The sequence below is a fragment of the Jannaschia sp. L-14R genome, assembly GCF_056857695.1.
Genome location: NZ_JBSXNP010000009.1, coordinates 398,490 through 419,428 on the forward strand (window position 1 = coordinate 398,490; position 20,939 = coordinate 419,428).

21 protein-coding genes are annotated in these 20,939 nt (G+C 62.0%); 12 read left to right on the forward strand and 9 right to left on the reverse strand.

Annotated features, from left to right (window positions below):
* Positions 1-22: 22 nt before the first annotated feature.
* The 5 genes from AC13C2_RS06340 to AC13C2_RS06360 form a co-directional block, all read right to left on the reverse strand.
* Positions 23-1,282, reverse strand: a complete 1,260-nt coding sequence (locus AC13C2_RS06340) for a flagellar motor switch protein FliM (RefSeq protein WP_482886262.1) — start codon at positions 1,280-1,282, stop codon at positions 23-25.
* 92 nt (positions 1,283-1,374) lie between these two features.
* Positions 1,375-4,071, reverse strand: a complete 2,697-nt coding sequence (locus AC13C2_RS06345) for an ATP-binding protein (protein ID WP_482886263.1) — start codon at positions 4,069-4,071, stop codon at positions 1,375-1,377.
* A gap of 31 nt (positions 4,072-4,102) precedes the next feature.
* On the reverse strand, positions 4,103-4,366 hold the full coding sequence (locus AC13C2_RS06350; protein ID WP_092764334.1) for a hypothetical protein: 264 nt from the start codon (positions 4,364-4,366) through the stop codon (positions 4,103-4,105).
* 23 nt (positions 4,367-4,389) lie between these two features.
* Positions 4,390-4,812, reverse strand: coding sequence for a response regulator transcription factor (locus tag AC13C2_RS06355; protein ID WP_092764185.1), 423 nt, complete (start codon positions 4,810-4,812; stop codon positions 4,390-4,392).
* An 18-nt stretch (positions 4,813-4,830) separates the two neighbouring features.
* Positions 4,831-6,132, reverse strand: a complete 1,302-nt coding sequence (locus AC13C2_RS06360; protein ID WP_482886264.1) for a short-chain fatty acyl-CoA regulator family protein — start codon at positions 6,130-6,132, stop codon at positions 4,831-4,833.
* Positions 6,133-6,378: 246 nt separating this feature from the next.
* Between AC13C2_RS06360 and AC13C2_RS06365 the strand changes: the two genes are divergently transcribed.
* The 10 genes from AC13C2_RS06365 to aat all read left to right on the forward strand — a co-directional run bounded on the left by AC13C2_RS06365 (position 6,379) and on the right by aat (position 17,197).
* Positions 6,379-7,755: a substrate-binding protein gene (locus tag AC13C2_RS06365; protein WP_092764181.1), complete on the forward strand. Its 1,377-nt coding sequence runs from the start codon at positions 6,379-6,381 to the stop codon at positions 7,753-7,755.
* Positions 7,756-7,913: 158 nt separating this feature from the next.
* Complete coding sequence (locus AC13C2_RS06370; RefSeq protein WP_339644883.1) at positions 7,914-8,945, forward strand: branched-chain amino acid ABC transporter permease; 1,032 nt, start codon at positions 7,914-7,916, stop codon at positions 8,943-8,945.
* An 82-nt stretch (positions 8,946-9,027) separates the two neighbouring features.
* On the forward strand, positions 9,028-10,242 hold the full coding sequence (locus AC13C2_RS06375; protein WP_092764332.1) for a branched-chain amino acid ABC transporter permease: 1,215 nt from the start codon (positions 9,028-9,030) through the stop codon (positions 10,240-10,242).
* Between the two features lie 5 nt (positions 10,243-10,247).
* The gene (locus AC13C2_RS06380) at positions 10,248-11,009 is read left to right on the forward strand and encodes an ABC transporter ATP-binding protein (RefSeq protein ID WP_424337783.1); all 762 of its coding nucleotides are present in this window, start codon (positions 10,248-10,250) and stop codon (positions 11,007-11,009) included.
* A gap of 11 nt (positions 11,010-11,020) precedes the next feature.
* The gene (locus tag AC13C2_RS06385) at positions 11,021-11,776 is read left to right on the forward strand and encodes an ABC transporter ATP-binding protein (RefSeq protein WP_474520714.1); all 756 of its coding nucleotides are present in this window, start codon (positions 11,021-11,023) and stop codon (positions 11,774-11,776) included.
* A 58-nt stretch (positions 11,777-11,834) separates the two neighbouring features.
* Complete coding sequence (acs, locus tag AC13C2_RS06390) at positions 11,835-13,784, forward strand: acetate--CoA ligase (RefSeq protein ID WP_092764173.1); 1,950 nt, start codon at positions 11,835-11,837, stop codon at positions 13,782-13,784.
* 310 nt (positions 13,785-14,094) lie between these two features.
* Entirely contained in the window at positions 14,095-14,400 is a 306-nt protein-coding gene (locus AC13C2_RS06395) for a hypothetical protein (RefSeq protein ID WP_092764171.1), read from the forward strand.
* A gap of 245 nt (positions 14,401-14,645) precedes the next feature.
* On the forward strand, positions 14,646-15,134 hold the full coding sequence (gene accB / locus AC13C2_RS06400; protein ID WP_092764330.1) for an acetyl-CoA carboxylase biotin carboxyl carrier protein: 489 nt from the start codon (positions 14,646-14,648) through the stop codon (positions 15,132-15,134).
* Between the two features lie 5 nt (positions 15,135-15,139).
* Positions 15,140-16,495, forward strand: coding sequence for an acetyl-CoA carboxylase biotin carboxylase subunit (accC, locus tag AC13C2_RS06405; RefSeq protein WP_092764169.1), 1,356 nt, complete (start codon positions 15,140-15,142; stop codon positions 16,493-16,495).
* Positions 16,496-16,552: 57 nt separating this feature from the next.
* Positions 16,553-17,197 carry a leucyl/phenylalanyl-tRNA--protein transferase gene (gene aat, locus AC13C2_RS06410; RefSeq protein WP_474520717.1) on the forward strand — a complete coding sequence of 215 codons (645 nt, stop codon included), beginning with the start codon at positions 16,553-16,555 and terminating at the stop codon, positions 17,195-17,197.
* On the opposite strand, the gene AC13C2_RS06415 is transcribed toward aat, so the two are convergent.
* Both AC13C2_RS06415 and AC13C2_RS06420 read right to left on the reverse strand, forming a co-directional pair.
* Positions 17,155-17,544 carry a DUF2155 domain-containing protein gene (locus AC13C2_RS06415; RefSeq protein WP_482886265.1) on the reverse strand — a complete coding sequence of 130 codons (390 nt, stop codon included), beginning with the start codon at positions 17,542-17,544 and terminating at the stop codon, positions 17,155-17,157. The two genes, aat and AC13C2_RS06415, sit on opposite strands and share 43 nt — an antisense overlap.
* Entirely contained in the window at positions 17,541-17,918 is a 378-nt protein-coding gene (locus AC13C2_RS06420) for an NADH:ubiquinone oxidoreductase subunit NDUFA12 (RefSeq protein WP_092764167.1), read from the reverse strand. The genes AC13C2_RS06415 and AC13C2_RS06420 overlap by 4 nt, the downstream gene beginning before the upstream one ends.
* Positions 17,919-18,082: 164 nt before the next feature.
* Between AC13C2_RS06420 and AC13C2_RS06425 the strand changes: the two genes are divergently transcribed.
* Positions 18,083-18,571: an EF-hand domain-containing protein gene (locus AC13C2_RS06425; protein WP_482886266.1), complete on the forward strand. Its 489-nt coding sequence runs from the start codon at positions 18,083-18,085 to the stop codon at positions 18,569-18,571.
* Between the two features lie 5 nt (positions 18,572-18,576).
* On the opposite strand, the gene AC13C2_RS06430 is transcribed toward AC13C2_RS06425, so the two are convergent.
* Positions 18,577-18,894 carry a DMT family transporter gene (locus tag AC13C2_RS06430; RefSeq protein ID WP_482886267.1) on the reverse strand — a complete coding sequence of 106 codons (318 nt, stop codon included), beginning with the start codon at positions 18,892-18,894 and terminating at the stop codon, positions 18,577-18,579.
* A gap of 46 nt (positions 18,895-18,940) precedes the next feature.
* A complete protein-coding gene (locus tag AC13C2_RS06435; RefSeq protein ID WP_482886268.1) occupies positions 18,941-19,447 on the reverse strand; it encodes an acyloxyacyl hydrolase in 507 nt (168 codons plus the stop codon).
* Between the two features lie 173 nt (positions 19,448-19,620).
* On the opposite strand from AC13C2_RS06435, the gene AC13C2_RS06440 reads away from it, so the two are divergent.
* On the forward strand, positions 19,621-20,913 hold the full coding sequence (locus AC13C2_RS06440) for an O-acetylhomoserine aminocarboxypropyltransferase/cysteine synthase family protein (RefSeq protein WP_482886269.1): 1,293 nt from the start codon (positions 19,621-19,623) through the stop codon (positions 20,911-20,913).
* Positions 20,914-20,939 lie beyond the last annotated feature (26 nt).

A 20,939-nucleotide genomic window follows, 5' to 3' on the forward strand; every position in this document is an offset into this window, starting at 1 on the left:
AGGGCAAGCCCGAAGGAGCGCGTCAGGGCAGGTCTGGCAAGTCGGGCGAATCGGGCAGGTCGGGTAACTCCGGCAGGTCGGGCCATTCGGGCAGATCGGGTGATTCCGACATGTCGGACATACCGTCCATTGCGGGCACCTCGTCCATCGCGGCCAGTCTACCGGATGCAGCCTGCGGTGCACTCCGTTCAGCTTTCGGCCCGTCTTCGCCGTCAGTTGCAGTCTCCGCCTTTGAAGAGGTCAGTTGGCCGGTCCCGCCGAACTCCGATTGCCCGTCGCAACTGCGATCGACCGCCTCTCCCGGAAGGGCCGCGATCTTGACGGCGCGCAGGCCGTTCAACTGACCCAGCCGCGCCACCATTGCCGCGCCGCGTGGCAGACGTTTGCGGCCTGGCAAGGTCAGGCCCGAGGCACCGCCATGCAGGACGATCTGCGACAGGGCTTGCGGGTCAAGCGGGATAAGGTCGCCTGCTTTCATGTCCATCAGACGCGACAGCGGCAAACGCATCGGCGGCAATACGGCCTGCAGCAACACGGGGGCCTCTGCAGTGGCGGCGCGCATCGCGGCTTTCCAGTCGGCCTCGGGGTCCAGCGCCTCTCCGACTTGCGGAAGCGGCGCAGCGTCCACTGGAAGGATTACCGAAATCGACCCGTCCCGCAGGCCATCGCCCAGCTTCACCGCCATATCCAGCCGCAGGAACTGCGGCGACGTCAGTATCAAGGCCAGCGAGTCCGGCCCGGCAATGAAACTGCCCCCGCGCAATGCCCCGGGGCGCGGCTCCTCGGTCGCGGCGGGCAGCAGACGCTGCATCTGCACCAGCAGGGCGCGCGCGAAGGGTTGGACCAGTGCCGCATCGATCCGCGTGGCCCGTCGCGCCGGGCGGGCGGGGCCATCAACCCGGCCGATGGTCTGCACCTCCACCAAGGCGTCGGTCAGCGCCGGATGCAGCACGATCAGACCGGTCAATGCGGCCAGAACCTCGGGCGAATGGGCCGTGGGCGCGCCGGGTACCATTCCCGGTGGATCGATCGGCAGGCAGAGCGCGCGTTCGTTGAGATCATCGAACGCGGCCTCGGCCGTGACGCGCCGGGCCGTCCGCTCGCCCGTGGCAAGCCCAAGGCCCGACATGTCATCGCCGACCCGCAGTGCGGCCATTCCAAGCGCAGCCAGCAGATCGGGTGCCGCCGAGGGGGCGGCACGACCCGACATGCCGGAGTCCGGCCCGCCGGACGGGCCCCCGGCCATACGGCGGAGTGTGGAAGAGGACAGATCGGGCGACATGGCATCCGGTTGCGAAGAGACTCACTGCCTCCTGTCTGCGGCAATCGGGTTAACAAAACCTTTGCACGGGTCAGAACTGGGGTCGGGCGGGGCTATTCCGCCGCCCGCGCGGTGCCCGCGGTCCGCGTCTCCCCCGGCAGACGCAGGCGGAACGCGGCACCGCCCTGCCCCGGCAGGTAGTCGATGCTGCCGCCCAGCCGCGCCATGACCTCCCGGCAGATCGCAAGCCCAAGGCCCGCACTGCCTGCCGCCGCCTGGTCCGATAAACGTGCGAATTTCTCGAAGATCAGGCCGCGATCGGGCGCGGCAATACCGGACCCGTTGTCGGTGAAATCGACGATTACGCCATCTGCTTCCGCCATCACCGCTATCCGCAATGCAGGGTCGTCCGCATCGCAGTATTTTGCGGCATTGGTGATCAGGTTGATGAATACCTGCGACAGCCGGTCCGGGTCCGTCCGCAATGTCACATCCTCGCCCTCCGGGTCTCGGTCGATCCTCAGGCCGAGTGACACCGTGCCGGCCGCCGTCACGGCACGGTCGATCACGGTGCGCAGTGTAACGTCTGCGGGGTTCAATACGACTTGCCCCGATTCCAGGACGCTCAGGTCCAGAAGGTCATCCAACAGACGGGTCAGTCGCTCGCTCTCGTCCAGAATGATCCCGGCATAGCGGGCACGATCCTCATCGCTTACCCTACCGTCAGCCTCGTCTCCGCGCAAAATCTCGGAAAACGCCCGGATCGACGTCATCGGTGTCCGTAACTCATGGCTTACCTGACTGAGAAAAGCGTCTTTCTGATGACCCAGTGCCGTCAGCTTGTCATTGGCCGCACGCAATTCACCCGCAGTGCGGACCAATTCTGCCGACGAGGCCTCCAGCCGGGCTGAATAATCCATTATCTGCGCCGTCTCGTCGGCCACGGCCAGCAGGTCTTCAACCGATACTGCGGCATCTCCGGTGATGCCGGTGACCATCGCATGCGCAGTCGCGGCCCCGACCGACCCGGCAAGCTTCCGTTCCAGCCGATCCAGTAGGTCGGGCGTCGTTTCCGGCAGATCCGATGGACGTCCCTGGGCGCGGGATTCGGCAGCAAACACCTCCTGTGCCTCGGACGCGCCAAGAATGCGCTGCGCCATGATCAGAAGTTCCTCGGCCCCGGCATGATAGCTGCGACGGCCCCGAGGTGCTGCGGTACGGTCGAAGACCTGCACGAAACGCGGGGCCTGCAACTGCTCCATCGGCGTGGGGCGGGTCAACAGGGATGTCAGGCACAAGACGAAGGTGTTCAGCCCCAGTGAAAGGATCATCGCAGACAACAGCGGATCGCCGGTTAGTCCGAACGGTGCTTCAGGGCGCAGCCATTCGATGCCGAACGGTCCGACCGTCGTCGGCCCCGCCAACACCGGCACCAGCATCGTCCAGGCCCAGATGACGAATCCGGTGACGATGCCCGCCGCCGCGCCCAGCCGTGTGGCCCCCGTCCAGAACAGGCCGAATCCCAGTGCCGGCAAGACCTGCGCCATGCCGACGAAGCTGATCAGCCCGATGGAGGCCAGCGCCGCCGTGCCGCCAGTCGCCAGAAAATAAAGATAGCCCATTGCCAGCACGACCAGGATCGACGCCCGCCGCGCCCGCAGCACGACGCCCCGCACATCGCCGGAAATCGACGCCTGTGCCTGCCCGCTTCCATCCCTGTTCTGCGCCGCCAGCCAGAGCGGCATGACGACGTGGTTCGACAGCATCGTCGCGAGCGCAACGCTGGCCACGATCACCATGCTGGTCGCCGAGGAAAATCCGCCGAGAAATGCCAGAAGCGCCAACCCGCCCTGCCCCTCGGCCAGCGGCAGCGTCAGGACGAACAGGTCGGGATTCGATCCGGCAGGCAGTCGCGCCAGACCCGTCACCGCGATCGGCACCACGAAGATGCACATGGCCATCAGATAGGCCGGAAACGCCCAGCTTGCGGTTACCAGGTGCCGCTCGTCAGAGTTTTCGACGACCAGCACCTGAAACATGCGCGGCAGGCAGATGACGGCGGCACCCGACACAAAAATCAGCCCGGCCCAACGCCCCGGCACTGCCGTCCAGTTCGCAACCGGTGACGTCGCGATGGCTTCGCCCGTGGCCGCGGCCCCGCCGTTGATCCCCCAGACCACGAAAGCGCCGACCGATAACAGTGCCACCAGTTTGACCACCGCCTCGACCGCGATGGCCGAGACGATACCGTCGTGACGTTCGCCTATGTCCAGCTTGCGGGTGCCGAACAGAATGGTGAATACCGCCAGCCCGCAGGCCACCCAGAATGCCAGCCCGGTCAACTCGCTGGCCTGCGTTCCCGGTGCCGCAAAGACACCGAACGACAGCGTGACCGATTGCAGTTGCAGCGCGATGTAGGGTGTCGTGCCGACCACGGCCAGCAACGTCACGATCACCGCAAGCAGGTTCGACTTGCCATAGCGGCTTGAGATCATATCGGCGATCGAGGTGATGCGTTCTGCCCGCCCGATCCGCACCAGTTTGCGCAGGCCCCACCACCAACCGATGAAGACCAGCGTCGGGCCAAGATAGATGGTCATGAACTCCAACCCCGATCGGGCGGCGTATCCGACGGCACCATAGAACGTCCAAGCTGTGCTATAGATCGACAGCGACAGGGTATAGATCGTCGGGCCACGCATCAGACTGCGCCCTTTGGCGGCAGCACGCTCGCCCGCGAAGGCCACGACGAAAAGGAATGTCACATAGGCCAGGCAGACCGCGACCAGTAGGCTGAACGTCAGGTTCATGTCCGCTGCCCTGCAAGAAGCGCATGGCCGATCATTCAGCCCCGCTTTCGCGATCTGCATCGTCACGCAGATCCCGCATGTGCAACCGCCCGATCCAGAGCGCCAGACCGATCAGACCCAACCACGAAGCGAAAAGATACGTAAGCCAAGGTGCTGTAGCCCCGGCAGCGGCCGGATCATCGGACAGCACCAGATCGGGGATCAGAAATAGGACCGCCCCCAGAAACGGCAGCAGCCGGGCCGCATCCACCAGACGTGCCCTGCGATGCGCGCGGGTTTGGGCGTCCGTGGCCATTCGGTCCGCCGTCGCCCGGCCCGTCATCCGGGTGCCGTCCGCGCCAGATCACGCACGGCCTCGATCAATTCCCGGTTCGAAAAAGGCTTGGTCATGAACCGGCTGACGCCCAATGCCTCGGCCCGGTCACGATCCTTGGTCTGGCCTTTGGCGGTCAGCATCAGGACCGGCAGATCTGCCCGCGTGCCATTCTGTCCGGCGCGCAACCCTCCCAGCACCTCGAACCCGGACTGGCCGGGCAACATCACGTCCAGCACGATCACGTCCGGCGCATGCCGCACCACCGCGTCCAGCGCCGTCCTGCCATCTGAATGGGTGGACACGCGCCAGCCCTCTCGTTGCAGCAGAAAGCCTATGGCGGTGGCGATATTCGGTTCGTCCTCGATCAACAGGACACGGCCGCGCGGCGCGTCAACAGGCGCATCGGCAGAAGGTATATCAATCATGTCCGGCCTCCCCTCCGATCATGAACGCGGTAAAGTGTCCCCCGTCAGGTCCACCATGTCCAGCATATCCGGTCGCGTTGACAGGACCGACGGTTCCCGACGCGCCGGACATTCAATGCGGGGACAGACGCGGCAGCCCGGTCCGACCGGCGCACCCGCACCGCCGCTTTGAGTTCGGGTCAACAGCATCGTCGCGCGTATCACGGGCGCGGCGCCAAACCCCGCGACCGCCACCGCCTGAGCGATGGCATGAACGCGCCAGTCCGCGCCGTCCGGCGTTTCAACCACCACGGTCAGAGGGCGACCCGGCTGACCCAGCGCAGTGTACACAGGCCAGAGCGGACATCCGGCCCCCATTACCGGCAATGGAAATCCCGCCACCGGCTTGCGCCGCAGCAGTGCACCGGCGGCATCGCAGATCACCAATCCGCGCCCCGGATCGACGACACCCATGCGCCGCAGAACCAGTGCCAGATCGCCCCCGGCAGCGGCGATCAGATCATCCGGGCCGTCTGCTGCCTCGACGAGCGCGCGTGGCAATCGAGATGCGTCCTCGGCGTCGCCCGTCAGAATTTCTGTGGCCAGGACGCGCGCATCCTCCCCCGTCAGACCGCCGACAAGGTCCGTGACGGCGGCGACCCCGTCCCGTTCCAACACATCGAACCGGTGGCCCGCGTCGTCCAGAAACCGCGAAACCGTCTCGGAAGGCAGCATGCGGTCCGCCCCGCGCGCCGCCTGCCGGTCGAACAGGCCGACGACGGCTTCGGCCCCATCGGCCAACCTGCGGCTGTCGGCGTCGAGGTTGGCATGAAACCGGCCCAGCCAGTTGGCGTCGATTTCGGGCGTCTGCGCGAGGATCGAGGCGGTGGAGCGGACGACAGACACTGTCGACAATAACTCGTGCATTGCGTCGGCCAGTGTCGGATCGTGGGACAGACGGTCCGATAGCGCCTCGATGGTACGGGCCTGTGCGGCCAGGGCCCGCGCCTGCGCCGCGATCAACCCGGCCCAGTGTGGAAACCGACGAGCCAGGTCGGGGGCATCGTCAAACTCCGCCTCGTTGTTCTGCTGTGCCCCTGCAGCCGCCCGTAGTTCCTCGATCAGTGCTTCGTCGCCGTCTTCGGCCAGGGCGGCGCGATCGGTTTCCAGTGCCGTGGCCAGGCGTGACAGAAGACTGCCCCCGATCGCCCTGCGGTTGTGCTCGATCAGGTTCAGATAGGACGGCGAGATACCCACTGTCCCGGCCACTGCGGTCTGTTTGCGTCCCAGGGCCAGGCGGCGTTCGCGGATTCGGCTGCCGGTTGGAATGGACCTTGGCATACAACCTCCTGACCTTGTTCGATTGCTGCGCGTGCAAGCGATTTGCTGCATGTGCGGGACAAAAAATTTACACGTATCCGGACAAGTCTGTCATATTATTTACAATAAAATCGCATCCCGTCTATGAGTTATTGATGATTTCACTTCAGGTCGTCGATAGTGCCGTTGACCCGTCAAGCTGGACGGGCCTGTCGCGCGGACCTTCGGAGGAGGGGGAGCGGGGCGTCAAAAACAGGGAGGGTCTCAATGACCAAATCGAATTTCACTCGCCGTGGCGTGATGAAGACCGGTGCCGCAACCGGTGCCGGACTTGCCATTCCAACGGTTTTCTCGGGCGCGGTCTGGGCCGACGCCCATAGCGGTTTCACCAATGCGCCTCAGGGCGACACGGTCACGCTCGGCTTCAACGTGCCCCAAACCGGCCCCTATGCCGACGAAGGCGCGGACGAGCTTCGTGCGTTTCAGCTCGCGGTCCAGCACCTGAACGGTGAGGGCGATGGCGGCATGATGCAGACGTTCTCGTCCAAGGCTCTGGATGGCACCGGCATCTTGGGCAAGAAGGTCGAGTTCGTCACCGGCGACACACAGACCAAGTCGGACGCGGCGCGCGCCTCGGCCAAGTCGATGATCGAAAAAGACGGCGCCATCATGATTTCGGGCGGCTCCTCGTCCGGTGTCGCGGTCGCCGTTCAGGGCCTCTGCCAAGATGCTGGCGTGATCTTCATGGCAGGCCTGACGCACTCGAACGACACCACGGGCAAGGACAAGAAGGCCAATGGCTTCCGCCACTTCTTCAACGCCTATATGTCCGCCGCCGCACTCGCCCCCGTGCTGGAGCAGCTTTATGGTGCCGACCGTAAAGCCTATCATCTGACCGCAGACTATACTTGGGGCTGGACCCAACAGGAATCGATTGCCGCCGCGACCGAAGCTCTGGGCTGGGAAACCGTCAACGACGTGCGCACACCGCTCGCCGCGACGGACTTCTCGTCCTACATCGCGCCAGTCCTGAATTCCGGTGCCGATGTCCTGATCCTGAATCACTACGGCGGAAACATGGTCAACTCGCTGACCAACGCGGTTCAGTTCGGCCTCCGTCAGGCGCAAGCCAACGGCAAGCAATTCGAGATCGTCGTGCCGCTCTATTCGGAGCTAATGGCGCAGGGTGCTGGCGAGAACATTGCCGGTATCGTGGGCTCGCAGAACTGGGACTGGAAACTCGAAAACGAAAAGGGCGCGCGTTATACCGGCACCAATGCCTTCGTGAAATCGTTTGGCGAAAAGTACGGCTTCCCGCCATCACAGGCCGCTCAGACCTGTTATGCGCAGACCATGCTGTATGCGGATGCGGTCACCCGCGCCGGCTCGTTCAATCCCTGCGCCGTTGTCGAAGCCCTGGAGGGTTATGAGTTCGACGGTCTGGGCAATGGCCCCACGCTTTACCGCGCTGGCGATCACCAGTGCTTCAAGGACGTGGTCGTCGTGCGCGGCAAGGAGAACCCGGAGAACGAGTTCGATCTTGTTGAAATCGTCGAGGTCACTCCGGCCGAGCAGGTCACATACCCGGTCGATCACCCGATGTTTGCCGGTGGCGAACTGGGCGAATGCAACCCGGGCGCGTAAGCGAAAGCTGACAAAAGGGGCCGTGTCACTGGCACGGTCCCATTCCTTCCCAGCCGGTTCATCGGTCGCCGGATCGTCAATGGCAGTGGTCCCGCGTCCCATGCACCCCGATGCCGCCCCATAATCAGAACGCATCGTCTTACAGGAGACCTCGGGCCATGGAAGCCTTCATCCTCCAAATCCTCAACGGCCTTGACAAGGGGTCCGCTTATGCGCTGATCGCCTTGGGTCTGACGCTGATCTTCGGCACGCTGGGGGTGGTCAACTTCGCTCACGGCGCGTTGTTCATGATCGGGGCCTTCGTGGCCGTGACCATGTCCAAGCTGCTGTCGCTGTCGACCACCACAATCGACCCGACCCGCACCGATTTCCTTGGAAATCCGGCAACCATCGATACGCCCTATGTCGTCAACTGGTTCGGGCCGGAAGTCGGGGCCACGCTCATCGACTGGGCGGTGCCCTTGGCCATCCTCCTGGCGATCCCGGTGATGCTACTGTTCGGCTTCATCATGGAACGTGGATTGATCAAGCATTTCTACAAGCGCCCCCATGCCGACCAGATCCTCGTGACGTTTGGTCTTGCCATCGTTCTGCAAGAGGTCATCAAGTATTTTTACGGCGCGAACCCGATCCCGACCCCTGCCCCAGACGTATTTCGCGGGTCGTTCGACTTCGGCGCGTTGCTGGGCTTCGATCCGAATACCGTCATCTATCCCTACTGGCGTCTGGTCTATTTCGCTTTCGCGGGCGTCATCATCGCCGCAGTCTTCGCATTTCTTCAGTTCACGACCTTCGGCATGGTGGTCCGCGCAGGCATGGCCGACCGGGAAACCGTAGGCTTGCTGGGCATCAACATCGACAAGCGGTTCACCATCATGTTCGGCATCGCCGCAGCCGTCGCCGGTCTGGCCGGAGTGATGTACACGCCGATCAATCCGCCAAACTATCACATGGGCATGGACTTCCTCGTGTTATCCTTCGTTGTCGTCGTGGTCGGCGGCATGGGGTCACTTCCCGGCGCGGTGCTGGCGGGTTTCCTTCTGGGCATCCTTGAGAGCTTCGCCTCGACCACATGGGCCACGAACGCCGTACCCGGCATCAACCAGATCATTATCTACCTCGTCGCCATGATCGTCCTTCTGACGCGTCCGCGCGGGCTGATGGGGCGCAAAGGCGTGATGGAGGACTGAGCACATGACCGACCAGACACAACATATCGCCACCCCGACGTCAGAGCCCGCCAAACCGGTCCGCAGACGAGTCGGCGGCGGCATCCTGGGATTGACGCGCAAGGACTTTGCCCTGCTTGTCATTGTCATTCTGCTGACGGTGTTGGCACCGTTCCTGCTGAACCCTTTTCCGACCGATTCGGCCATGGCGCAATTCAACGCGGGCTATCCTGACCTGATGCAGCGGTTCGTGATCTTCGGAATCTTCGCCATCGGTTTCAACATCCTGTTCGGCCTGACCGGCTATCTGTCGTTCGGCCATGCGGCCTTCCTCGGCGTCGGCAGCTATTCCTGCGTCTGGATGTTCAAGCTGCTGGGATACAATGTCCTGCCGGGCATCGGACTGGCGATCATCATTTCTGGCCTGTTCGCCCTGTTGATCGGGTTCATCTCGCTGCGTCGTTCGGGGATCTATTTCTCGATCCTGACGCTGGCCTTCGCGCAGATGTCCTTCGCGCTGGCCTATTCGGTTCTGTCGAATCCCAAATTCAATCTGACCAACGGCGAGACGGGCTTGCAGGTCTACACCAATGATCCTCAGATCTTTCACAACCCGGCCACCACTGTGAATGCGCCCCATATCTTCGGCCTTGCCATGCGCGAGACCGAGACGTTGTCGTTGGGAAGGTGGGATTTCCAGTTCAACGTCGGCTACTACTTGTCGGCGTTCTTCATGGTGATCTGCTTCTATCTGGCAATTCGGCTGTTCCGCTCGCCTTTCGGGATGATGCTGCGAGCTGTGAAGTCGAACCAGCAGCGGTTGAACTACACCGGGCTGAACCCCAAGCCCTATACGCTCGCCGCCTTTGTCATCTCCGGAATGTACGCCGGGCTGGCCGGTGGCCTTCTGTCGGCAATGGACCCGTTGGCCGGGGCCGAACGGATGCAGTGGACGGCAAGCGGAGAGGTCGTCCTTATGACCATCCTCGGTGGGGCCGGGACCCTGATCGGGCCTGTTCTGGGTGCAGGCTTCATCAAGTATTTCGAGAACATCTTCTCCAAGATCAACGAATCCACCTTGCAAGCCTGGTTCGCCTTCATGCCTGACGGGATGCAAGATGTGGTCGTCGCCATCGTTTACCCATTCGTAGGCAAAGGCTGGAACCTGACGCTTGGTCTTCTCTTCATGGTTGTCGTCATCTTCCTGCCCGGCGGGTTGGTTCAGGGCGGACAGAAGATTGCAACAGTCTTCCGGCGCGACCGGAAGGCATCAGGCGTAGAAGACGATGCCGCCGAGCAACGTCAGGCTGGGGAGTAAGCATCATGGGTATTCTCGAGGTCAAAAACGTCGGTAAGCGCTTCGGCGGATTGCAGGCCCTGTCGGACATCAACCTGTCAATCACCCAAGGCACCGTTCACGCCATCATCGGTCCGAACGGCGCGGGCAAGTCGACCCTGCTGAACTGTCTTGTCGGCAAGCTGATTCCCGACACCGGATCGGTCAGCTTCGAAGGCAAGTCCGTACTGGGCCGCAAACCGCACGAGATCAACCAGATGGGCATTTCGCGCGTTTTCCAGACGCCCGAAATCTTTGGCGATCTGTCTGTCATGGAAAACATGATGATCCCCTGCCTGGCCAAGCGGGACGGTGCGTTTTCGCTGCAAGCCTATCATGCGCTGCTAAGCGACCGCGAAATCGTCGACCGGGCCGAACACATGCTTGAAGACATGAACATGGCCGACAAGCGGAACATGCATGCGGCGGCGATGTCGCGTGGTGACAAGCGGCGGCTGGAAATCGGTATGTGCCTTGCCCAGGAACCGCGCCTTCTGCTGCTGGATGAACCGACGGCGGGCATGGCGCGGGCAGACACGAACAACACCATCGATCTGCTGAAGCAGATCAAGGACTCGCGTCCGATCACCATCGCCATCATCGAGCATGACATGCACGTCGTCTTTTCGCTGGCCGAACGGATCACTGTGCTGGCGCAAGGCACCCCGCTGGTCGAAGACACGCCCGACAAGATCAAGGGCCACCCCAAGGTGCGCGAAGCCTATCTGGGCGAAAGCGCCGAGCACTGAGGAGACATTCGATGAACGTCAAACCCGACTTCACCCGCGACGCGAACCAGGCCGCGACAGCCCCGGCTTATTTCTCTGTCCACGATATCCACGCCTATTACGGCGAGAGCTACATCGTGCAGGGCGTCAGTTTCAACGTCCACGAGGGCGAGATTCTCGCGCTGCTGGGCCGCAACGGTGCCGGCAAGACCTCGACCCTGCGGACCTGCGCGCGACTGGGCAATCCGGAGCTCCGGCACGGCGAAATCTGGCTGGATCACAAACCTCTGCACAAGATGAAGGCGCATGAGGCGTCGCAGGCCGGTCTTGGCCTCGTGCCCGAAGACCGCCGTATCATCGCCGGTCTAACGGTCGAGGAAAACCTCAAGCTGGCGCAGATTGCCCCGCCCGTCGGCTGGTCACTTGAACGCCTTTACGAACTTTTTCCGCGACTTGGCGAGCGTCGCAAACAGGAAGGCATCACCCTGTCCGGCGGCGAACAGCAGATGCTTGCCATCGCCCGTGCCCTTGCCCGTGATGTGAAACTTCTGCTTCTGGATGAGCCTTATGAAGGACTTGCACCCGTCATCGTCGACGAGATCGAGAAAACGCTGCACGAAATTCGCAAGCTGGGCATGACCACGATCATCGTTGAACAGAACGCAGTTCGGGCCCTGGAAATCAGCGATCGGGCCATCATCCTAGACACCGGCGGCGTGGTCTTCGACGGCACCGCAGCCGAGGTGCTGAGCAACGCGGAACTGCGCGCAGAATATCTAGCGATTTGAATATATTATCGGGGTACCTTGCAGCCCCGACGCGGCCCGCACGGGCAAAGGAGACCCCATGCCAGACGATCAGATTTTCCCGCCCTCCGCCGAGATGGCGGCGAATGCCCATGCCGACCGCGCGACCTATGATGCGATGTATCAGGCCAGTGTCGAAGACCCCGAGGCGTTCTGGGCCGAGCATGGCAAGCGCGTCGACTGGATCAAACCCTATACCCGCGTAAAGGACACCAGCTTCGCGCCGGGCAACGTATCGATCAAATGGTTCGAGGACGGCACCCTGAACGTCGCCGCGAACTGCATCGACCGGCACCTGAAAGACAGGGGCACGCAGACCGCGATCATCTGGGAGCCGGACTCGCCCGATGACGAAGCGCAGCACATCACTTATCAGCAGTTGCATTCCCATGTCTGCAAGATGGCCAACGTCCTTAAAGGCATGGGTGTGACCAAAGGCGACCGCGTCGTCCTGTATATGCCGATGATTCCGCAGGCCGCCTATGCGATGCTTGCCTGCGCGCGGATTGGTGCGATCCATTCGATCGTCTTCGCGGGTTTCTCATCCGAGGCGTTGTCGGCGCGGATCAACGGGTCTGACGCGAAGGTCGTCATCACCGCTGACGGCGCGCCGCGCGGCGGGCGGGTCACCAACCTCAAGGACAGTGTCAACAAGGCGCTGCTGCATTGCGACGACAGCGTCAAATGCCTGTTGGTCAAGCGAACCGGACAACAGGTTGCGTTCCGCCCGGAGAATGACGTCTGGCTGCATGAAGCGGAGGCAGAGGTTTCCGACGACTGCCCGCCTGAGGAGATGAACGCCGAGGACACTTTGTTCATCCTCTACACGTCCGGCTCGACGGGGATGCCCAAGGGCGTGGTCCATACGACCGGGGGCTATCTCGTCTACGCCTCGATGACGCACCAATACACCTTTGACTACAAGGACGGCGAGGTGTTCTGGTGCACGGCGGACGTTGGCTGGGTCACGGGTCACAGTTATATCGTCTATGGCCCGCTGGCGAATGGCGCGACGACGCTGATGTTCGAAGGGGTGCCGACCTATCCTGACGCGGGCCGATTCTGGGCGGTCTGCGACAAACACAAGGTTGCGCAGTTCTATACCGCACCGACTGCCCTGCGTGCGCTGATGGGGCAGGGCAATTCCTTCGTGGAGCCGTATGATCTGAGCAGCCTTCGCATTCTTGGAACCGTGGGTGAGCCGATCAATCCCGAGGCATGGGCCTGGTACAACGACATCATTGGCAAAGGCCGCTGCCCCATAGTCGATACCTGGTGGCAGACGGAAACCGGCGGTCACCTGCTGACCCCCCTGCCCGGCGCCATAGCCACCAAACCGGGCAGCGCGACCCTGCCGTTCTTCGGCATTCAGCCCGTCATCCTTGAGCCCACGACGGGCGAGGAAATCCACGAGACCGCCGCCGAAGGGGTGCTTTGCATCAAGGACAGCTGGCCCGCCCAGATGCGGACCGTCTGGGGCGATCACGCGAGGTTCGAGAAAACCTATTTCAGCGACTACAAGAATTACTATTTCACCGGTGATGGCTGCCGCCGCGATGCCGACGGGTACTACTGGATCACGGGACGGGTCGACGACGTGATCAACGTGTCCGGTCACCGCATGGGCACCGCCGAAGTCGAAAGCGCGTTGGTCGCCCACCCCAAGGTGGCCGAAGCGGCAGTCGTTGGATACCCGCACGACGTAAAGGGTCAGGGTATCTATGCCTATGTCACGCTCATGGGGGGGCAGGAGCCTGACGACGCATTGCGTAAGGAGTTGTCAGACTGGGTCCGTTCCGAGATCGGACCCATTGCGAAACCTGATCTGATCCAATGGGCACCGGGTCTGCCGAAGACACGGTCAGGCAAGATCATGCGTCGCATTCTCCGCAAGATTGCAGAAAACGACTTCGGTGCATTGGGCGATACCTCGACTTTGGCCGATCCGTCGGTTGTGGACGATCTGATCGAAAATCGAATGAACCGATAAATATATGATTTATATACGTTAACGACGTCAAATTCTCGCCCCTGCATTACCGTTTCGACGCCGTGATGCAGGGGTTTTCTGTTCTGGCCCAGCGGGCGTAGCAAACAGAACGGAGGCCGACATGGCTATCATGGGACTTATCGGATCGTCACAACCATCATAAGGCGCGACAGCGACATCGGGTCAGGCGTAAGAACCGGACCGGGCAGCATCCACCGACAGTTCGACATCGACTGACACAAGTCATACCGCGGGCAACGCAAATGGCCAGCAGGCAGACGCGCCACGGTCTGCGGACCAGACCCCTCCCGTGACGTATGCCCGCGGCGTGAACGGGACCGCATCGCGCTCCGGATCGGATGGTGGCGACAGCGTGGCCCGCCCGCAGAATGCACAGATGGATGCCCCGCGCCTGTTACAGGCATTTGCGCCTGATGCCGACGAAAATCGTGCCCGACGTTATGTCGAAGCAGCGCAGGACCGGCTGGTCAGCCAGCAACTCCTGTCTCGCATACCTCTCCCGACCGAAGCCCGACCCAATCTGATGGTCGAGACCCCTACCACGAAAGATGGGATCGCATCCAGTGGCACACCCCCACGAGGTCGCACCGCCTGACAGGAGGGCGGGTCGCGATGGACTTTTACCAAGCAGTTCGATCACGCAGCGATCTTAACGATTTGGTTATGAGCGCGGGAGCAGCTTTGGAGGCGAAATCATTTGTCGGCACAGCATTCCGGAGCCGTCGCGGCTGACGAACGGACGCTCGACTGGTCGGGCTGCCATCATCGCGATCACATCGAAGTCCTTTCCCTCGCGGCACGGACGCGGTAATGCCGGGCAAACAGGCAGCGGAGATGGCAATGACCAAAAACCACGAGAGCGATGTCGCCTTTATCAAGGCGCTGGCCGAACTTCTGCGCGAAAACGATCTAAGCGAACTGGAAGTCAGTCGCGAATACGGTGAAGACGACGCGCTGAACGTGCGTGTCGCGCGGCAACTGATCTCTGCCCCCGTTGCGGCCGCGCAGGCCCCGATGCAGATTTCTGCCCCACATTCGCCCCCGGCTTTGGCTCCTTCCAGTTCTGCCACCCCGCAGGAAGACCCGGCGCAAGACCCCGGCGCGGTCACATCACCTATGGTCGGCACGGCCTATCTGGCATCCGAGCCGGGCGTGGCCAACTTCATCGCCGTCGGCGATACTGTGGACGAAGGCCAGACGTTGCTGATCATCGAGGCCATGAAGACCATGAACCAGATCCCCAGCCCGCGCGCAGGCACCGTCAAACGCATTCTGGTCGAGGACGGCGCCGCCGTTGAATACGGTGCCCCCCTCGTGATCCTGGGCTGAGCGCGATGTTCAAGAAAATCCTGATCGCCAACCGGGGCGAGATTGCACTGCGCATCGTACGCGCCGCGCGCGAGATGGGGGTGGCAACCGTCGCTGTCCATTCCACCGCCGACTCTGATGCAATGCATGTCCGAATGGCCGACGAATCCATTTGCATCGGGCCTGCGCCAGGCAGCCAGTCTTACCTGAGCATACCGGCGATCATTTCCGCCTGCGAAATCACCGGCGCCGAAGCGATCCATCCCGGATACGGATTCCTGTCGGAAAACGCCGCCTTTGTGCAGGTGCTGGAAGATCACAACATCACCTTCATCGGCCCCACGGCGGAACACATCCGCATCATGGGCGACAAGATCACCGCCAAGGACACGATGATCAAACTTGGCGTGCCCTGCGTGCCGGGTTCGGACGGTGGCGTGCCCACGCTGGAGGACGCGCAGCGTCTGGGCGAGGAAATCGGATATCCGGTCATCGTCAAGGCCACGGCAGGTGGCGGTGGGCGCGGCATGAAGCTGGCCAAAACCGCCGCCGACATGGAAACCGCGTTCCGCACCGCACGCACCGAATCCAAGGCAGCGTTCGGCAACGACGAAGTTTATCTGGAAAAATACCTGACCACGCCGCGCCATATCGAGGTTCAGGTCTTCGGCGATGGGAAAGGCCGTGCGGTTCATCTGGGCGAGCGGGATTGTTCTTTGCAACGCCGTCACCAGAAGGTCTTCGAGGAGGCCCCCGGCCCCACGATTACACCCGAGCAGCGCGCGCAGATCGGCAAGACCTGCGCCGAGGCGGTAGCCCGCATCAACTATGCCGGCGCTGGCACGATCGAATTCCTGTACGAGAACGGCGAATTCTATTTCATCGAGATGAATACCCGCCTTCAGGTCGAACACCCGGTGACCGAGGCCATCTTCGGTGTCGACCTGGTGCGCGAACAGATCCGCGTGGCTTCCGGCTTGCCGATGTCGTTCCAGCAGGACGATCTGAAGATCAATGGCCATGCCATCGAAGTTCGGATTAATGCCGAAAAGCTGCCCAACTTTGCGCCCTCGCCCGGCACGATCACGCAATATCACGCCCCTGGTGGGTTGGGCGTGCGGATGGATTCGGCGCTTTATGACGGGTATCGCATCCCGCCCTATTACGACTCGCTGATCGGCAAGCTTATTGTCCATGGCCGCGACCGGCCCGAAGCACTGGCTCGTCTGCGACGGTCGCTGGGCGAGTTGATCGTCGATGGGGTCGATACCACGGTCCCGCTGTTTTTCGAGCTGTTGAAAGACTCGAACATACAGTCCGGCGATTATACGATTCATTGGCTGGAAGGCTGGCTGGAAGAGAACCTTGGCTGGAAAGGCTGACGCGCCAGAGGACTGAAAAGTCTTGGCGACACGGATCGACTGCGCGACAATGGGATCATGCCCCGCGATACCGCCCCGATCACGCCCGAAACCCTTCTGATGGCCTATGCCTCGGGCGTTTTCCCGATGGCCGAAAGCCGGGCCGATCCCGATATATTCTGGGTTGACCCCGAAAGGCGCGGGGTGATGCCACTGGATGGGTTCCGTCTGTCACGCAGCCTGGCAAAGCTCATCCGGCAGAACCGGTTCATCGTCACCCTGAACGAAGAGTTCGACGGTGTGGTCGCAGGATGCGCCGACCGGGCAGAAACTTGGATCAATCCCGAAATCATGGCGCTTTATTCCGCCCTGCACGACACCGGCTTCGCACATTCGCTTGAGATATGGGACGGCGATACACTGGCGGGCGGGGTCTATGGTGTGACGCTGGGTGCCGCGTTCTTCGGCGAGTCGATGTTCTCGCGCAGGCGCAATGCCTCAAAAGTGGCGCTGGCCTATCTGGTGACATTGCTGAACGCGCATGGATTCAAGCTGTTCGATACGCAGTTCCTGACGGAGCATCTGGCGTCCCTGGGCGCAATCGAAATCTCGCGCGGCCAGTATCACATTCGACTAAAGGATGCCCTGTCCAAAAAAGCGAAATTGACCGGGCCGGTGCCTCAGTTTCCGGCCGTCATGCATCTGAGAAGCCAGACGTCGTAACGCCGGTGCTCCAGCGCATTGAGGGCCGGTGACGAAGCCACCATCCATCCGGCGAACAGTTCCTTCACTTCACGCGCATCGACGATCTGGATCAGGCCGAAGGCATCACCGGTGGGATTGTTGGCAGGGAAGCGGCATTCGACCAACGTCACCTGCAACGGACCATAGGCCATCGTCTGGCCAACCGACATTTCAACGTCGATGACTTCGCCGCTGGTCTTGTCGAGCGTTCGCAGGACCGCGCCGTTGCCTGTGCCGGTGCGCACTGCCTGTGCCGAGGCGGGCACGGAGGCGACGACAACCGCGGCGGCGGCACAGCCAATGATGGCGGCGAAAAAGCGCGTCACTCCGGCCTCCACGCCTCGTAGTCGGTGGCGGGTTCGACATCCGCCCGGCGCAGCGATCCCTTGCGGAAAAACGCTCCGTCCGATCCGGTCAGATTGGGCAGATGCGGCTTTTCCCATGTCTTGCGGATGATCGGGTCACGGGTCGGCGGAAGCGCATAGGTGTGATGTAACCAACCATACCATTCGGTCGGCACGCGGCTTGCATCGTTGTCGCCGACATAGTGAATCCAGCGGCGGCTGTCGTCGGCATTGCGATAATAGACATTGCCCGCCACGTCCTCGCCGACTTTCTCGCCGAAGCGTCGGGTCCAGAGTGCGGTGCCAAAGCTCTGCCCGTCCCACCATCCAAAGAGGCGTTTCAGAAATCCGGCCATGACAATCCTCCGCGCGATGCACGCCACTTCCTACACCGCAGAGCCGGGTGGTCAAGGTTGCAGGGCGCAGTGCGCGACGGGTCGCGTATCTGTGCATGAATGCGTATTGAGCCGATCGGTTCAGTTTCCATATTACCTCCCATCTGAAACCAAGGACTCCTGTCATGATGCGATCCGCCCTTTTGCTGTCTACCATTCTGATGCTGGTCGCCCCGCCCGTCCTGTCACAACCCGAGCAGCGCACCGATATGGGCGAAGCGGCCATCGACGGGTTTGCCTACTCCATCGACCTCAATGCCGACGGGCAAATTTCGCCGATCGAGATGGACAGCGCGACGCGACAGGTTTTCACGTCGATGGATGTCGATGAAGACGGTCTTGTCGTGCGCAACGAGATGATTGGCTGGGAAAACGGCCTGTCCGGTCTGGCCGAGTTCCGGGGGCGTGGCCAAGCCTATGGTGCCACGATGGGTCTGGTGTTCGACATGCTGGACGCCGACCGCTCGGGTGCGCTGGACGTGGACGAACATGCAACAGGCCTTGCGCGGGCATGGGTCTATGCCGACCGGGACGGCAATGGGATGATGTCCGTTTCGGAGTTTCGGGACAATTTTCTGGTAACGGTGGCGTTGCGCACCGCTTTGACCGAGTAACCCCGCTAGCCGGCGGATACCTTCAGCCCTGCGACTCCGGCCACGATAAGGGCGACCGACACCACCTTTAGTGGCGTCAACGCCTCCCCCAGCCAGAGCCAGCCCAACACGATGGTGCCGATGGCGCCCAACGCTGTCCAGATGGGATAGGCGACCGACACCGGCAAGTCCCGCATCGCCAGGGCCAATAACCAAAGGCCCACGATAACGCTGATAATTGTAATCACAGTCGGTCCTGTCCGGGTGAGTCCGTCTGACATCTTCATCGAAACTGCGAAAGCCACTTCGAACACGGCGGCAAGGGCGAGATATATCCAGGCCATGTGCCCTCCGGTGCGACGGACTCTGGTCGCTGTGGTTTCTGATGGTTCAGCGCAGGCCTACGGAATATCTAAGAAAGATGGAATTTGATCCCGGATTGGAATCGCCCAGCCCGCCGTTCGATGTGTGGTCGAGTCCGATACTGATCTGGCTGGAGCTGCCCAGCTGAATTCCGGCTTCAACGTCCGTGCGAAATTGCAGGGTATGGCCCAGATCGGGCCCGTCGCCGCGGCTGTAGGCGCCAGGCATGAACGAACCGCCGAAGAACCATCCGCTCGATGTCTCAATCCGGCCGGCCAGACCAACGCCAGCCCAGACGGCCCCGGCATCGGTGATCGCCGCGCCATAGACCAAGCTTAGCCCAAGGGCGCGTTCATCCTCCATTCGTCGGACATAAAGTTCCGCATCGCGGTTGCCGTCCGTCTCGCGGACCCCCAGCGAAAACGCCAGCTCCTGCGCCGGGGCGGCATTGGACAATGCCAGGATTGCAGAAACGGCAATCGCCAATGGGCGAAAACCGGACAAACGTCCGGGTCTGCTCGAAATACGCAACATCAAGGTCTCCGCCTTTTTGTGTGTTTTTTGCCTCGGCTGAGAGAGTAGCCCCACCTGACCCCAAGACGAAAACCCAAAACGGCGACAGCGGGCATTGGACAAACATCTGCGACCTTCATATCACACTGCGGACAGAGGGCACGCGCCATAGTGCCAGGCAAGGGAGAGCGAAGATGACAGAAACCCGCCAATACGGCTTCGACACGCTGCAGATTCATGCAGGGGCGCGCCCCGATCCGGCGACCGGCGCGCGCAATACGCCAATCTATCAGACGACGGCCTATGTGTTCCGTGACGCCGAACATGCCGCAGCGCTGTTCAACCTGCAGGAAGTCGGATTCATTTATTCACGCCTGACCAACCCGACCGTCGCGGTGCTGCAGGAACGCATCGCCACGCTGGAGGGCGGAGCGGGCGCGGTCTGCTGTTCTTCAGGTCATGCCGCGCAGATCATGTCGCTGTTCCCGCTGATGCAGCCGGGTTGCAACATCGTCGCCTCGACGCGTCTCTACGGCGGCACGGTCACGCAGTTCAGCCAGACGATCAAACGCTTCGGCTGGTCCTGTAAGTTTGTCGATTTCGACGATCTGGATGCCGTGCGCGATGCCATCGACGATGGCACCCGCGCCATCTTCGGCGAGGCGATCGCCAACCCCGGCGGCTGGATCATGGACGTGCGCGCGGTGGCCGATATCGCCGATGCAGCGCAAATTCCGCTGATCATCGACAACACGTCGGCGACCCCCTATCTGATCCGCCCGATCGAACACGGGGCAACGCTGGTTGTCCATTCAACCACGAAATACCTGACCGGAAATGGCACCGTTACCGGCGGCTGCGTCGTCGATTCCGGCACCTTCGACTGGTCCGCAACCGGCAAGTTCCCATCCCTGTCCGAGGCCGAGCCCGCCTATCACGGTCTGAAATTCCACGAGACATTCGGCAACCTGGCCTTTACCTTCCACAGCATCGCGGTCGGGTTGCGCGACCTGGGCATGACGATGAACCCGCAGGCCGCGCACTATACCCTGTGCGGGATCGAGACGCTTTCGCTGCGGATGGAACGCCATGTCCGCAATGCCGAAACCGTGGCTGGCTGGCTGGAAAAGCACCCGGCGGTCGATCACGTCACCTATGCCGGGCTGCCGTCGTCCAAATATCACGCTTTGGCCAAGAAAATTTCCCCCAAGGGCGCAGGTGGTTTGTTCACCGTCGCCCTGAAGGGCGGTTATGACGCCTGCATCAAGTTTGTCGACAACCTGGAGATCTTCAGCCATGTCGCCAACCTTGGCGACACGCGCAGCCTGGTGATTCACTCCGCCTCGACGACCCACCGGCAGCTTTCACCGGAACAGCAGGCGGCTGCGGGGGCCGGTCCGGACGTGGTCCGCATTTCCATCGGGATCGAAGACGCCGATGACCTGATAGCCGATCTGGATCAGGCGCTGACCAAGGCGTCTGCCTGACAAACCGAAGACCGGGGCGGAACACA